The organism is Flagellimonas algicola, from assembly GCF_005937185.1.
In the GTDB taxonomy this organism is placed as follows: Bacteria; Bacteroidota; Bacteroidia; order Flavobacteriales; family Flavobacteriaceae; genus Flagellimonas; species Flagellimonas algicola.
In genome coordinates this window covers 757,566-771,012 of the sequence record NZ_VCNI01000001.1, presented here as the reverse complement: position 1 = coordinate 771,012, position 13,447 = coordinate 757,566, and the positions used below count along the sequence as shown (strand labels likewise).

The window sequence follows — 13,447 nt, the reverse complement described above, 5'->3', positions numbered from 1 at the left end:
CTTACTTTTTAACCAGTCCAAGCTCAATAAGCCGTTCATTCAAATATTCCCCGGCTGTGGTGTCCTCAAATCCCTTAGGATGGTCCTCATCAATACAATGCTCAAGGCAGTTTAAGGGCATTTCACTTACCGGATGCATAAAAAATGGAATAGAGTACCGTGATGATCCCCAAAGTTCCTTAGGGGGATTAACCACTTGATGTATAGTGGATTTAAGTTTGTTATTGGTCAATCTGGAAAGCATATCCCCCACATTGATCATCAATTGGTCCTGTCTGGCAATGGCATCCACCCATTCTTTTTGATGGTTCTGGACCTGTAAGCCCTTTCCATGTGCCCCCATAAGCAAGGTGATGAGGTTAATGTCACCATGGGCTGCAGCTCTAACCGCATTTTTGGGTTCCTCGGTAATAGGGGGGTAGTGAATGGGTCTTAATATAGAATTCCCATTTTTGATCCATTGGTCAAAATATTTTTCTTCCAATCCAAGATGGAGAGCCAATGCGCGAAGTACATATTTTGCTGTTTTCTCCAGCATTTTGTAGGTTTCCTCCCCAGTGCTATTGAAATCGGGAAGTTCACTAACAGTAACATTGTCCGGATATTCAGCTTCCAAAGTAGGATTGTCTTCAACATATTGCCCAAAATGCCAGAACTCCTTCAGATCGCCTTCCTTTTTTCCTTTAGCATGTTCTTTTCCAAAGGAAGTATAGCCCCTTTGGCCGCCAATGCCTGCTATCTCGTAGTTATCTTTGACATCTTGCGGCAATTGGAAAAACTTTTTGATCTGCCCGTACAACTGTTCCACAAGTTCATCTGAAAGAAAATGACCACTTAGGGCCACAAATCCAATGTCTTCAAAAGCAGCACCTATTTCTTTAATAAACTTTTGTTTTCTGGAAGGATCCCCTGAGATAAAATCAGAAAGGTCCACACTTGGAATTGCACTCATGACATGAAATTTTAGCTATTTTCAAAAGTAAGGAATATTAGGAAACGATTGGGAATATTTCATGGTTGATGGTGCGCATTTTTATTACATTTATCCCGACTGAATTGAAGCTTTATGAGATACCATATTGGTGGGTTGCCCCAGGAGAAATTACTGGATTTATACAAGGGAATGTTGAAACCCAGGATGATAGAGGAGAAGATGTTGGTGCTGTTACGGCAGGGGAAAATATCCAAATGGTTTAGTGGAATTGGACAGGAGGCTATTTCGGTTGGAGTAACCCATGCCCTCAATCCTGAAGAGTACATCTTGCCGATGCATCGGAATCTTGGGGTCTTTACCTCGCGAGGGGTGCCACTACATCGACTTTTTTCCCAATGGCAGGGAAAGAAAAGCGGTTTTACAAACGGAAGGGATAGAAGTTTTCATTTTGGAACCCAGGAATACAAGATTGTTGGTATGATTTCCCATTTAGGCCCGCAATTAGGCGTAGCCGATGGTATAGCTCTTGCAGATATGCTCAGACGTAAGAAGCGAGCTACGGCAGTGTTCACCGGTGAGGGCGCTACCAGTGAAGGTGATTTCCATGAAGCTTTGAATGTCGCCTCCGTTTGGAATCTTCCTGTACTGTTTTGCATCGAAAATAACGGATACGGCTTGTCCACTCCAACAAATGAGCAATACAACTGCAAGGATTTGGTAGATCGGGCCAAAGGCTATGGAATGGAGTCCAGAATAATAGATGGGAACAATATTCTGGAGGTATATAGCAAGGTGAATGAATTGTGCAAGGCCATTCGTAAAAGACCCCGGCCCATTCTGCTGGAGTTCAAAACCTTTCGTATGCGAGGACATGAAGAGGCCAGTGGAACAAAGTATGTTCCCGAAAAATTGATGAATAAATGGGCCAAAAAAGACCCCATATCCAATTACGAGGAATTTTTAAAAGACAAAGGGTTCCTGGATGATGCCAAAATAGAGGCGTATCGAGCTGAAATTACAGAGGAAATCAATGCCAATCTAAAGACGGCGTATGACGAGCCCTCAATTGAATCAACTTTAACTAAAGAGTTAAATAATGTTTATCAAGAATTTGATTATAAACATTATAAAAAAAATGAAAAGATAGAAAACATTCGCTTAGTAGATGCCGTATCCCAAGGGTTGGAACAATCCATGGAGAAATATAATGACTTGATCATCATGGGTCAGGACATTGCAGATTATGGAGGGGTTTTTAAGATTACTGAGGGCTTTACCAAAGCCTTTGGAAAGCGAAGAGTAAGAAATACTCCAATCTGCGAGTCAGCAATAGTGTCTGCAGCTATGGGACTGTCCATAAATGGGATGAAATCTGTGGTGGAAATGCAATTTGCAGATTTTGTTAGCTCCGGATTCAACCCTATTGTAAACTATCTGGCCAAAGTACATTACCGTTGGGGGCAAAATGCAGATGTGGTCATCAGAATGCCCTGCGGTGCAGGGGTGGGCGCAGGTCCATTTCATTCACAGACCAATGAAGCTTGGTTTACCAAGACCCCTGGATTAAAAGTGGCCTATCCGGCATTTCCTTCGGATGCCAAAGGCTTGCTGGCAACGGCTATTAACGACCCCAACCCAGTATTGTTTTTTGAGCATAAAGGACTCTATCGAAGTATTTACGAAGATGTGCCCACAGAATATTATACCATTCCATTTGGCAAGGCCAACGTATTGAGGAGTGGACAGGATTTGAGTGTGGTTACCTATGGAGCTGGAGTACATTGGGCATTGGAAATTTTGGAAAAACACCCAGAAATTAATGCAGATGTCATAGATTTGCGTACACTTCAACCTCTCGATGTCGATACCATTTATCAATCGGTAAAAAAGACATCAAAACTGATTGTTTTACAGGAAGACACATTGTTTGGCGGTATTGCCAGCGACATTGCCGCCATGGTCATGGAAAATTGTTTTGAATATTTGGACGCTCCAATAAAACGGGTGGGCAGTTTGGAAACCCCGGTTCCATTTGCAAAGTCATTGGAAGAGGAGTATTTGCCCAAACAAAGATTTGAAGCAGCGCTTTTGGAATTATACACCTACTGAAATATATGTTTAACATTTTTTTAACAACTTAAAAGAGTCAATACGGTGTCTCAACCGTATATACTCAAAATTAAACTCCTAATCTTATGGTAAGAAAATCATTGATTTTTATGGCACTGGCGGGACTCATTTTCTCGTCATGCTCCGTTTCCAAAAGTGCAAGGACGCAAAGAAATCTCTTTAGCGGTTCCTGGACTTTAGACAACATTTCGTACGAGAACAACACAGGTAACTTTAAGTCCGTCATTTTCAACGATGCAGAGGATATTTGCTTTGAGGGCAGCGACTGGTTTTTTAGGGACAATAACAGTACCGGACGGTACACCATTTCCCAAAGCAGCCTTTGTCAAGGTGGAGATCGCTTCTTTAGATGGTCGGTTGTGGAACCATCCCAAAACTACAGTAGCCAACTTCAGTTCAAATTTATTGATGATAAGCGCAAGGACATATCTGGTGGGGTAGGTTATCGCTTGAACATTGCCAGTCTTTCCGAGCAGGCCATGGTACTTAAGTCCAATGTTTCCGTCGAAGGTGAACTCGTCACCATAGTTTATGAATTCTCAAAAAAATAATCAGATGAAAAATATAGTAGTTAGAAGTACCGCCATTATTTTGGCTTTTGGTCTTATGGTGGGCTGTAATGCCGTTAAAAATGCAAACAACACCCAAAAAGGTGCTGCCATTGGTGCTGCCGGGGGTGCTGTAATTGGCGGAATTATTGGCAACAATGTGGGTAAAAAAGGAAATACTGCATTAGGCGCCATTATTGGTGCTGTTGTTGGAGGAGCCGCTGGGGGTTACATTGGTAACCGAATGGACAGACAGGCGGAACGGATTGAGGAAGAAATTCCAGGCGCGGAAGTAAAACGGGTTGGCGAAGGAATCAATGTTACCTTCAATGAAGATGCCGGAGTTTATTTTGATACCAACAAATCCGATGTGAAAGGAACCTCTGCCACCACTTTGGATAAATTGGCTGGTATTTTTAAGGAGTACCCTAAATCCATCATTTTGGTGGAAGGTCATACAGATAGTGCCGGAAGCGAAGAGTACAACTGGAACCTATCCCAACAAAGAGCGGAATCCGTTACCAACTATTTGGTAAGCAAGGGAATTTCCTCTGGAAGGTTTACCACCAAATGGTATGGGGAGACCCAGCCTCGTGAAAGCAATGAAACTTCTGAAGGAAAAGCAAAAAACCGTAGAGTGGAATTGGCCATCATGGCTAGTGAGGAACTCAAGGAAGAAGCTTATGATAGCACCAAGAATTAATATTCTTTCTTAAATATTTTGAATCCCGGCCAATGGTCGGGATTTTTTTTTGCAAAAAACCTATCTTCATATAGTGAAGAACACGGACGTGCTTATCATTGGAGGAGGTTTGGCTGGATTAACTGCAGCAGTGGACCTGGCTTCCAAGGGAATTCAGGTGGTAGTGGTGGAGAAAAAGACCTATCCCAGACATAAGGTTTGTGGCGAATATGTATCCAATGAGGTTAAACCCTATCTTGAACACCTAGGAATGGATTTTGCCACATTGTCCCTTCCGCAAATTGATACCCTTCAGCTGAGTACGCAACTAGGAAAGTCAGTTTCCGTGAAATTACCGCTTGGCGGATTCGGAATGAGCAGATATGCCCTGGATAACCAGTTGTATCAGTTAGCACTAAGAAATAGCGTGGAGTTTGTTTTCTCTACGGTTACCGCCGTGGACTTTAAGGAGGATGAATTTGAGGTTTCACTTGCATCAAAGTCCATACAAAGGGCAAAAGTGGTGCTTGGAGCCTTTGGTAAGCGCTCCAATTTGGATGAAAAATTTCAATTAAGAGGCAGGCATCAAAAGTCGCCATGGCTCGGTGTAAAATGCCATTACCATTACGATGGGCATCCCAAAAACCTTGTTTCCCTCCATAACTTTCAAGGTGGGTATGCTGGTTTATCGCAGGTAGAGGAAAGTGTGTTGAATCTATGTTATTTGGTTCGGTACGATAGCTTCAAAAGGGCGGGGAATATCCATGAATTCAACAGGCAGGTGCTGTGCAGAAATCCGTATTTGAAGCAATTCTTGGAAAAGGCAAAACCGATTTTTGACTATCCTTTGAGTATTGCACAGATTTCCTTCGGCAAGAAGCTCACTGTTGCCAATCATATACTGATGTGTGGAGATTCGGCAGGAATGATTCATCCATTATGCGGAAATGGCATGGCTATGGCCATGCATGCTGCTAAAATGGCTTCTGAACAAGTAACGTTCTTTCTCAAAGACCAAAGCATGGATAGAAGAGGGATGGAAGAAGTGTATCAAAAACAATGGAACAAACATTTTAAGAAAAGAATTTGGCTTGGCAGCCAGCTGCAAAGGGCAATGTTGCATACCGGATGGTTTAATTTTGGAATGCGATCTATCGCCAACTCCAAGCTGATGCTACAAACCCTTATCAAAAGAACCCATGGTAATCCAATTTTAAGTTGATGGATTTAACGGCAAGAAGTAGGATGGATGAGCTGATGGATAACCCCAACATGCAATTTCGACTACTTCAAAATGCGTATAGGGACATCAATTTTTGCAATAAATGGTTGGGTGGAGAGTCCATTACACGCAATGGTGTTTGGGAATTGGTCAAAAAAGACCCCAATAAATCGTATACGATTCTTGATATGGGGTGTGGGGATGGCAATATGTTGTTCAAACTATCCAATTTCCTCAGTAAAAAAGGGGTGTCCCATGAAATGAAGGGAATTGATCTAAGGGATGATGTTTTGGCTATAGCTCGAGAAAAATGTAAGGGTTTGCCCCATGTCAGCTTCCATAAGGTGGACATATTAAAGGCAGATTCGCGCTTTGAATGCGATATAGTAATCAACACCTTGACCATGCATCATTTTGAAGAGGAACGAATCGAGACCTTTCTGAACAAATTTGTAGAACTGGCTAGAGTAGGTGTGGTCATTAATGATCTTCAAAGAAGTAAAATATCCTATATGCTGTTCAAGATGTTCAGCTCCATTTTTTTGAGGACCTATGTTGCTAAACATGATGGTTTGGTTTCCATAAGTAAAGGTTTTAGGAAAGCAGAACTAATGGGATTATCAAAAAAAATACCGAATGTTTCACACAAGATTCGATGGAAATGGGCATTTCGGTATGTATGGGTCATGGATTTCAATCGACATACTGAATAATGGCGGAAGTACGGATTGCAGGAGTTTCAAAACAGTTGCCCAAGTATAGTCGGGATACCTTGGACATTATTCCATTTGTGGATCTATGGCTTAGTGGTCAAGAGGAACGGTTTCGAAGAAAGGTCATTAAGATTTTTGAAAGGGCCGGGGTTGACCGTCGATATGGAATAATGGATATTGAAGAGGTCTTTACGGCCACTTCCTTTGAGGAGAAAAATGAGATTTACGCACGGGAGGTTAAGGAATTAGGCGAGAAAGTACTTCAAAAGTCGCTATCCAAGCTAGCTTGGAACTCCGAATCTCTCGATTTTATTATCACCGTAAGCTGCACGGGGATCATGATTCCGTCATTGGATGCGTATCTGGTCAATGCTTTGGGATTAAGACAGGATATTGTTCGCCTTCCGGTAACTGAAATGGGATGTGCAGCAGGTGTTTCAGGGCTCATTTATGCCGCTAACTTTCTACGGTCCAACCCGGGCAAGCGCGCTGCGGTAATTGCTGTTGAGAGTCCGACGGCCACATTTCAGTTGGATGATTTTTCCATGGCAAACATGGTCAGTGCCGCAATTTTTGGCGATGGCGCTTCCTGTGTATTGCTTTCTTCCGAAAAAGAAGCAAGCGGCCCTAGAATTTTGGGTGAAGAAATGTATCATTTCAGCAATGCCACCCATTTAATGGGCTTTGATTTGACCAATACAGGTTTAAAAATGATTTTGGACCCTACCGTTCCAGAAGTGATAGCTGAACACTTTCCACGAATCATCCATCCGTTCTTGGCTAAATTTAATTCGAACTTGGATAAGGTCAATCATCTGATTTTTCATCCCGGAGGAAAGAAGATAGTGAGTACGGTGGAAGAATTGTTTGGTAAATTGGGAAAGAATATCGACGATACCCGGGAAGTACTGAAAAGTTATGGCAATATGAGCAGCGTCACCGTCCTCTACGTCCTTGAACGGTTTTTGAAAAAGGAGTTGGGAGCTGGAGAGCAAGGATTGATATTAAGCTTTGGGCCCGGATTTTCGGCACAAAGAGTATTGTTGGAATGGTAAACAAAAATAGATGGGAGATTCGGCTAAATGGGCTTTAATTCTTGGTGGGAGTAGTGGTTTGGGATTAGCCACGGCCCAGAAATTAGCCGGCAAGGGGTTCAACCTAATTTTGATTCATAGGGATAGAAGGACCAATATGCCATCGGTGCAAGAGGCGTTCCAGGAAATTGTATCCAATGGGGCTGTAGTCCATAGTTTTAACAAGGATGCTGTTGATGCTGCTAGCCGGGAAGGGGTAGTGGAAGAAATAAAATCGCTGTTGGGGGGTGCTAAAATTTCGGTTTTGGTGCATAGTATAGCCAAGGGTAATGTAAAACCAATGTGGGATGTCCAAGAGGGAGCATTGTCCAATAAAGATTTCCAATTAACGATAGATGCCATGGCCATAAGCCTTTATGGCTGGGTGAAAGTTTTGTATCAAACCCAACTTTTTAATCAAGATGCTAGAGTGATTGCTTTTACAAGTGAAGGTAGTACCAGGGCTTTGAGGAACTATGCAGCTGTTGGTGCCGCCAAGGCGGCCTTGGAATCCATTACGCGAAGTATTGCTCTTGAATTTGCCCCATTTGGGATTAAAGCAAATTGCATCCAAGCTGGAGTAACAGATACTCCTTCGCTAAGGCTGATTCCCAATAGTGAGAAATTAATCAAACAATCCATACGAAGAAATCCAAACCAAAGGTTGACCACTCCCAAGGACGTGGCCAATGCGGCCTATCTGTTGACAACCAAGGAGGCGCTGTGGATCACAGGAACGGTGATCAAGGTTGATGGCGGTGAAAGTTTGCAATAGTTATGACCTATCAAGAAATAATAGACCGTCTTCCTTATAGCCAACCTTTTCATTTTGTGGATGAACTTCAGCATGTGGATTCGGATGGAGTGGAAGGAAGCTATTGTTTTCACCCAGACTTGCATTTCTATCAAGGTCATTTTAAGGAAAATCCGGTTACTCCAGGGGTAATCCTAACAGAATGTTGTGCGCAAATTGGTTTGGTTTGCTTGGGAATCCATCTTCTGGGTCATGAAGGGCTGGATGACGGATTGAAATCATTGCAAGTCGCCTTTTCAAGTTCGGAAATGGAATTTTTGTTGCCGGTTTTCCCCGGAGAAACAGTCAGGGTAATATCAAAAAAAGAGTATTTCCGGTTCAACAAGCTTAAATGCAGCGTCCAGATGTTCAATGCCAAGGAAGAATTGGTCTGCAAGGGAATCTTGGCGGGGATGTTTAAAATGGTAGAGCATGGCAGTTAGGGTAGTGGTTACAGGAATGGGGGTCTGTGCCCCTAATGGAATTGGACTTGTAGCGTTCGGTCACGCGCTGCAATCGGGCATGAGCGGAATAAATTTTCAACCTGAACTGAAAGAATTAAATTTTTCATGCCAAATTGCTGGAAAACCGAATGTTGATGCATATAATCTAAATGATTACTTCACCAATGTTCAGCTAAAGGGTTTGAATGCCTCGGGCGTGGTTTATGGGGTTATGGCAGGGAAAGATGCATGGCAAGATGCTGGTTTATCAGCAAATACCGAAACACCAGATTGGGATAGTGGGATTGTCTTCGGGACTGGGATTTTGGGAGTGGATAAGTTCAGGGAAGCCATTTATAAGGTAGACCAGGGTAATGTGAGACGGTTGGGCAGTACATCCGTAATCCAGACCATGGCGAGTGGAATAAGTGCCTATTTAGGTGGAATGCTGGGATGTGGAAACCAAGTGACTACTAATTCCTCGGCATGCACCACGGGAACCGAGGCCATTCTAATGGGCTATGAACGCATAAAATCCAAAAAAGCAAAGCGAATGTTGGTGGGGAGTTGCAGTGATAGTGGCCCCTACGTTTGGGGTGGATTTGATGCCATGCGAATCTTACCCAGAAATTACAACGATAGCCCAGCTAAAGCAAGTCGACCCATGAGCGCTACGGCCTGTGGATTTGTACCCGGAAGTGGGGCAGGGGCATTGGTTTTGGAATCCTCGGAAAGTGCCAGGGCAAGAGGTGCCAAAATTTATGGAGAACTTTTGGGCGGTTCCATTAATAGCGGCGGGCAACGGAATGGGGGAACTATGATAGCTCCCAATAGTGAAGCTGTAGTTAGATGCATTCGCACTGCTATAAAAGAGTCGGGGATAACTCCCAGCCAGATAGATGTCATCAATGGGCACTTGACTGCCACGACCAAAGACCCATTGGAAATCAAAAATTGGAGCATTGCCTTGGGGCGTAGCGGTAAGGATTTTCCCTATGTAAACTCTTTCAAGGGGCTATTTGGACACTGTTTGGCAGCGGCAGGAAGTATTGAATGCGTAGGCAGTTTGCTTCAATTTAAATTAGGTCAAGTCTTTGGAAATCTCAATTGTGAGGATTTACACCCGGAGATTAAAAAAGTGGTAGATGCCTCCAGAATTCCGCAAAAAAGCCTGGATATAGCACCTCAAATTATTGCAAAAGCCAGCTTTGGCTTTGGAGATGTCAATGCCTGTGCTATTTTTAAGTCCTACAACAAATAATGCTATGTGAAAGAAGAACACTTTGTAAAACTCAAGGAAATAGTGAGCAATTATTTACCAGATGATGTTTCTTCGGAAGCTATTCAATTGGAAAGTAATTTTCTGGAGGAGCTAAATATCAACTCTGCCAATTTGGTGGACATTGTGTTGGATGTCGAAGATGCATTTGACATTATGCTGGAAAATGAGGACATGGACGGAATGCAAACCATGGCAGATGCACAACAGATTATTCAAGCCAAATTAGAAGCCAAATAAGATGAAGGAATTCTGGAATTTTATCTTGCAAAAAGTAAATGTGGATAAGCGATTGCTGCTCACGTACTGTTTGGTCTACTTCACTTGGGGCATGGGTATGGACTGGTTTGGGGAGCAGGTTCAAATTGCCAAGTTCACCTATTGGTGGCAAGTAATCACCTGCTATATTTTGTTCATGGTTCCCATTTCATTGATCCTCCGTGGGCTTCCGTTTCACATGCAATACGCCTATGGTCTTGTGGCCATGGGTCTGTTGGAATTTAGCGGGTACGCTCTTCAAACTTCGTATGCGTATCCGGACAATATTTTGGACCAGCTCTTCAACATTCGCAATTTTAGTTTGGGAATGGCGCTGTTCTTTGCGCTCTATTTTCCGCTCGGGAATTGGCTGGTCGTGAAAATTTATGCAGCATTATTTGGCAGGAAGCAATAAGTCTTGGGTCTGGTCAATTAAAAATTGAAAATTCAAATTTGAAAATTGCTACGCTGAAGTTCAAGTTCAAATATCAAGTTCAAAAGTTATGAGTTCTGAATTCTGAGTTTTGAGTTATCCATAAATCGAACTATCGAACATTCCAATATGCTAAACACAGTCCAAGTATCAAGTTCAAAAGGTTAAATGATAAAAATGCTGTAAACCGTTTACTGTTAACTGTAGACTGAAGACTGAAAACAGATTACTCAACCTCCAGTTCTAATTGCACTTTCACCAAATTATCCTCCCGCTGCTTTTTGATTTTTATCCCATAATCTATAGAATACAAGGAAAATGTACCTACCAACTTTTTGTCCTCCTTTTTGAAGATTATGGATACCGGGTTAGTGGTAGACTTAATGGTAAGTTCGCCCTTTACCACCCATTGATTCCCATTTGGAGTTACCTTGGTGCTTTCAAAAGAAATATAAGGATGGTCTTTGGCATCAAAGTACTTGCCGCTCCTCAAAGACCAATTCCGTAGGCCATTATTGGTGTCCAGGGTTTTGGATTGTACCCTGCCCTTAAAAATCGATTTTTCTGGATGTTCCCAATTAATTACAGACTCGGATTCAAATCCGGCAATGGTGCCCTTCACTTCTTTAGACACAAACTCAAAACGAATCTCCGCATTTTGAATCTGCGGGCTCTGAGCGTTTAGCAGTATTCCTTGAATACCGAAGGTCAATACAAGAAGTAAGGAAATCAATCGCATAACAGGCTTTTAGTCTAAAAATAGCAAAAACCTTATCAATGGCATTAGGTTTGGCGCATTCATCTAAACTAGGGTTCCAATCGGTTCCCAATGTTAAATTATGGCAAATTATAAGTGTATAGGTGGAAAAATGTAAGATAATTACTAACTTAATGGTAGCATTTAGATGGTTCTAAAATGGTAAACAAAATGGCATGGCAAACTTGACCAAAAATAGCAAGGATTCCATTCAAGATTTGTTGGTTCGCATGGAACGAAACAACAACATCATTCAACGGCTTACCAAAAAAATTAATTCCTATACCTGCGAACCTCGAGATTACTCCTGTTTTGAGAAACTCTATGAACTGAAGCAAAGTTTTAAAACCTACGCAGGACAGCAAAACAGGATTATGGACTTGATCAAACAAAAAAGAGGAGAGGCCAAAAGTTTAAAGGCGGATATCCAATTGCATTTGGAGCGTTTTAAAAAGCTGGAGAAGGATATCGCGGCCTATCTCTTGGCCACCGACCAATATTCCTAAAAGCCGCCCCTCCAAAAGCTTTTTCCACCCAATTTTTCTGGATAAAACTTATACGCAATTTAGTTTTTCACTGTCCCAAATAGCTGTAATATTGTAGTATAATTACCGACCTAGGCGCTATGGGAAAAACTTCAAACACCACCCTGATCATACTTGCCTTTTTTGCAATCTATGTCATCTGGGGCTCTACCTACATGCTCAATAAAATGGCAGTAATGGAGATTCCCCCGTTTATGTTGGCAGCCTATCGTTTTGTGGTGGCAGGACTCCTCATTTTTGGCATAGCAAGGCTTATGGGCATTTCTGTGGCCATTACTAAAAAACAGTTGGGCAATACCATCATCGCCGGTTTTCTCTTTTTGGGTATTGGGAACGGGGTAGTGGTTTGGGCACTTCGCTACGTAGATTCTGGATTTGCAGCATTGGAAATCTCCGCCCAACCTTTGGTTGTTTTGATTTTGATGCGCTTGTTGCAGGGCAAAAAGATTAAACCTATGTCCGTGGTGGGCGTGGTGCTTGGCATACTGGGGATTTATCTTTTGGTCAGCCAAAAGGAGGTGATAACCAAAGAAGGCTCTGTAATGGGCATGATTGCCATTTTCGCGGGTATGCTGAGCTGGGCCTACGGAAGTTTATTTGTAGGTAAAGCGGATTTGCCCACCAGTTATTTTGTGAATACGGGATACCAGATGCTCATGGGGGGATTCATCTTGGCCCTTATGAGTTTGGGATTGGGGGAAACATGGACATCCCCACTGGTTTGGAGTGGCAAAGTACAACTGGCCATGGTGTTATTGGTCATTTTTGGAAGTATCGTGGCCTTTACCTCATTTAATTATTTGTTGAAATCTGTCTCTCCTGAAAAAGTAGCCACCTCCACCTATGTAAATCCCATTGTGGCCTTGCTTTTGGGTTGGTATTTTCTAAATGAACAAATTAGTATGCAATCTGTGTTGGCCGCTGCCATTTTGCTTACGGGCGTTTATTTTATCAACACCAAAAAGACTTTGGCGATTTTTGAGCGCTTTAAGCGATAGCTTAAAAGAAATCTGATTTTTCTTTAAGCTCCTTCAGTGCCCTATTTAAGCTTCTTGGAGTAATGCCAATGTAATTTGCAATGTCTTTTTTCGAAATCACTTCTGTAAATTCGGGAAAAAGTTTTTTTAATCTAATCAGATTGTCCTCAATAGGATAGGAGTGTTGATAGGAATGCCGAGGAGCCTTAAACCGTATTTTGTTGGCCAGGGCTTTCATGATCAATTTATTGAACTTCGGGTCGGTATCCAGTAATTTGTGGTAGGTGCTGTGGGGGAGGGCATAAGTTTTCAGCGCAGTAATGGATTCCACAGAACAGATGGTGGTATAGTTGTCAAAAACCTCTAGTTCCCCAAACTCCATGCCCTCGCCCAAAAACTCTTGAATAAACTCTTTGCCATTTTCATCTGAGATATAACATTTGGCAATGCCTTCACGAATCAGGTGGACTTTTCCGTACCTGCGGTCTTGCTCAATAATCACCTCTTTAGGGTCAAAATCCTCTTTTAGGATTTGGCTTCCTTCCAAAGCCCATAAGCTTTGAATATAGGTTGCTAACTCAGGATTGGTTCGAATCATTTTTCAAGGAGGACAAATGTCCTTTTAGGTAATAAGCGCACGATCTTACTTTGCATTAAAAT

Annotated in this window: 16 protein-coding genes; 13 read left to right on the top strand and 3 right to left on the bottom strand. The window is 42.4% G+C overall.

What is annotated here, in order from left to right:
• Nucleotide 1 precedes the first annotated feature (1 nt).
• Nucleotides 2-952: an isopenicillin N synthase family dioxygenase gene (locus FGG15_RS03385; RefSeq protein ID WP_138833216.1), complete on the bottom strand. Its 951-nt coding sequence runs from the start codon at nucleotides 950-952 to the stop codon at nucleotides 2-4.
• Nucleotides 953-1,066: 114 nt separating this feature from the next.
• Here FGG15_RS03385 and FGG15_RS03380 point away from each other — a divergent pair, with 114 nt between their 5' ends.
• The 11 genes from FGG15_RS03380 to FGG15_RS03330 all read left to right on the top strand — a co-directional run bounded on the left by FGG15_RS03380 (nucleotide 1,067) and on the right by FGG15_RS03330 (nucleotide 10,490).
• Nucleotides 1,067-3,043 carry an alpha-ketoacid dehydrogenase subunit alpha/beta gene (locus FGG15_RS03380; RefSeq protein ID WP_138833214.1) on the top strand — a complete coding sequence of 659 codons (1,977 nt, stop codon included), beginning with the start codon at nucleotides 1,067-1,069 and terminating at the stop codon, nucleotides 3,041-3,043.
• A gap of 86 nt (nucleotides 3,044-3,129) precedes the next feature.
• The gene (locus FGG15_RS03375; RefSeq protein WP_138833212.1) at nucleotides 3,130-3,615 is read left to right on the top strand and encodes a lipocalin family protein; all 486 of its coding nucleotides are present in this window, start codon (nucleotides 3,130-3,132) and stop codon (nucleotides 3,613-3,615) included.
• A 4-nt stretch (nucleotides 3,616-3,619) separates the two neighbouring features.
• Nucleotides 3,620-4,315, top strand: coding sequence for a YiaD family glycine zipper/OmpA-like lipoprotein (locus FGG15_RS03370; protein WP_138833210.1), 696 nt, complete (start codon nucleotides 3,620-3,622; stop codon nucleotides 4,313-4,315).
• 73 nt (nucleotides 4,316-4,388) lie between these two features.
• Complete coding sequence (locus FGG15_RS03365) at nucleotides 4,389-5,516, top strand: NAD(P)/FAD-dependent oxidoreductase (RefSeq protein ID WP_138833208.1); 1,128 nt, start codon at nucleotides 4,389-4,391, stop codon at nucleotides 5,514-5,516.
• Nucleotides 5,516-6,229, top strand: coding sequence for a methyltransferase domain-containing protein (locus FGG15_RS03360; RefSeq protein WP_138833206.1), 714 nt, complete (start codon nucleotides 5,516-5,518; stop codon nucleotides 6,227-6,229). Before FGG15_RS03365 ends, FGG15_RS03360 begins: the two co-directional genes overlap by 1 nt.
• The gene (locus FGG15_RS03355) at nucleotides 6,229-7,284 is read left to right on the top strand and encodes a type III polyketide synthase (protein WP_138833204.1); all 1,056 of its coding nucleotides are present in this window, start codon (nucleotides 6,229-6,231) and stop codon (nucleotides 7,282-7,284) included. The genes FGG15_RS03360 and FGG15_RS03355 overlap by 1 nt, the downstream gene beginning before the upstream one ends.
• A 10-nt stretch (nucleotides 7,285-7,294) precedes the next feature.
• Complete coding sequence (locus FGG15_RS03350; protein ID WP_138833202.1) at nucleotides 7,295-8,077, top strand: SDR family oxidoreductase; 783 nt, start codon at nucleotides 7,295-7,297, stop codon at nucleotides 8,075-8,077.
• Nucleotides 8,078-8,079: 2 nt separating this feature from the next.
• A complete protein-coding gene (locus tag FGG15_RS03345; protein WP_138833200.1) occupies nucleotides 8,080-8,538 on the top strand; it encodes a 3-hydroxyacyl-ACP dehydratase FabZ family protein in 459 nt (152 codons plus the stop codon).
• Entirely contained in the window at nucleotides 8,528-9,799 is a 1,272-nt protein-coding gene (locus tag FGG15_RS03340) for a beta-ketoacyl-[acyl-carrier-protein] synthase family protein (RefSeq protein WP_138833198.1), read from the top strand. Before FGG15_RS03345 ends, FGG15_RS03340 begins: the two co-directional genes overlap by 11 nt.
• A gap of 6 nt (nucleotides 9,800-9,805) precedes the next feature.
• Nucleotides 9,806-10,057, top strand: coding sequence for an acyl carrier protein (locus FGG15_RS03335; protein ID WP_138833196.1), 252 nt, complete (start codon nucleotides 9,806-9,808; stop codon nucleotides 10,055-10,057).
• Between the two features lies 1 nt (nucleotide 10,058).
• Nucleotides 10,059-10,490 (top strand): hypothetical protein, encoded by a 432-nt coding sequence (locus FGG15_RS03330; protein WP_138833194.1) that lies wholly within the window; start codon nucleotides 10,059-10,061, stop codon nucleotides 10,488-10,490.
• A 244-nt stretch (nucleotides 10,491-10,734) separates the two neighbouring features.
• Here FGG15_RS03330 and FGG15_RS03325 read toward each other — a convergent pair whose 3' ends face one another.
• Nucleotides 10,735-11,247 carry a YceI family protein gene (locus tag FGG15_RS03325; RefSeq protein WP_138833192.1) on the bottom strand — a complete coding sequence of 171 codons (513 nt, stop codon included), beginning with the start codon at nucleotides 11,245-11,247 and terminating at the stop codon, nucleotides 10,735-10,737.
• A gap of 194 nt (nucleotides 11,248-11,441) precedes the next feature.
• On the opposite strand from FGG15_RS03325, the gene FGG15_RS03320 reads away from it, so the two are divergent.
• Together FGG15_RS03320 and FGG15_RS03315 are read left to right on the top strand one after the other, a co-directional pair.
• Entirely contained in the window at nucleotides 11,442-11,771 is a 330-nt protein-coding gene (locus FGG15_RS03320; RefSeq protein WP_138833190.1) for a hypothetical protein, read from the top strand.
• A 119-nt stretch (nucleotides 11,772-11,890) separates the two neighbouring features.
• Entirely contained in the window at nucleotides 11,891-12,808 is a 918-nt protein-coding gene (locus tag FGG15_RS03315; protein ID WP_138833188.1) for an EamA family transporter, read from the top strand.
• Nucleotide 12,809: 1 nt separating this feature from the next.
• On the opposite strand, the gene FGG15_RS03310 is transcribed toward FGG15_RS03315, so the two are convergent.
• A complete protein-coding gene (locus FGG15_RS03310; RefSeq protein ID WP_138833186.1) occupies nucleotides 12,810-13,385 on the bottom strand; it encodes a Crp/Fnr family transcriptional regulator in 576 nt (191 codons plus the stop codon).
• Nucleotides 13,386-13,447: the final 62 nt, after the last annotated feature.

What these genes read in the sequence shown, in the direction of transcription:
- FGG15_RS03350 (WP_138833202.1), top strand. Translation starts at nt 7,295, where the DNA reads ATGGGAGATTCGGCTAAATGGGCTTTAATTCTTGGTGGGAGTAGTGGT.
- FGG15_RS03375 (WP_138833212.1), top strand. Translation starts at nt 3,130, where the DNA reads ATGGTAAGAAAATCATTGATTTTTATGGCACTGGCGGGACTCATTTTC.
- FGG15_RS03330 (WP_138833194.1), top strand. Translation starts at nt 10,059, where the DNA reads ATGAAGGAATTCTGGAATTTTATCTTGCAAAAAGTAAATGTGGATAAG.
- FGG15_RS03310 (WP_138833186.1), bottom strand. Translation starts at nt 13,385, where the DNA reads ATGATTCGAACCAATCCTGAGTTAGCAACCTATATTCAAAGCTTATGG.
- FGG15_RS03315 (WP_138833188.1), top strand. Translation starts at nt 11,891, where the DNA reads ATGGGAAAAACTTCAAACACCACCCTGATCATACTTGCCTTTTTTGCA.
- FGG15_RS03340 (WP_138833198.1), top strand. Translation starts at nt 8,528, where the DNA reads ATGGCAGTTAGGGTAGTGGTTACAGGAATGGGGGTCTGTGCCCCTAAT.
- FGG15_RS03355 (WP_138833204.1), top strand. Translation starts at nt 6,229, where the DNA reads ATGGCGGAAGTACGGATTGCAGGAGTTTCAAAACAGTTGCCCAAGTAT.
- FGG15_RS03385 (WP_138833216.1), bottom strand. Translation starts at nt 952, where the DNA reads ATGAGTGCAATTCCAAGTGTGGACCTTTCTGATTTTATCTCAGGGGAT.
- FGG15_RS03370 (WP_138833210.1), top strand. Translation starts at nt 3,620, where the DNA reads ATGAAAAATATAGTAGTTAGAAGTACCGCCATTATTTTGGCTTTTGGT.
- FGG15_RS03320 (WP_138833190.1), top strand. Translation starts at nt 11,442, where the DNA reads ATGGCAAACTTGACCAAAAATAGCAAGGATTCCATTCAAGATTTGTTG.
- FGG15_RS03380 (WP_138833214.1), top strand. Translation starts at nt 1,067, where the DNA reads ATGAGATACCATATTGGTGGGTTGCCCCAGGAGAAATTACTGGATTTA.
- FGG15_RS03345 (WP_138833200.1), top strand. Translation starts at nt 8,080, where the DNA reads ATGACCTATCAAGAAATAATAGACCGTCTTCCTTATAGCCAACCTTTT.
- FGG15_RS03360 (WP_138833206.1), top strand. Translation starts at nt 5,516, where the DNA reads ATGGATTTAACGGCAAGAAGTAGGATGGATGAGCTGATGGATAACCCC.
- FGG15_RS03325 (WP_138833192.1), bottom strand. Translation starts at nt 11,247, where the DNA reads ATGCGATTGATTTCCTTACTTCTTGTATTGACCTTCGGTATTCAAGGA.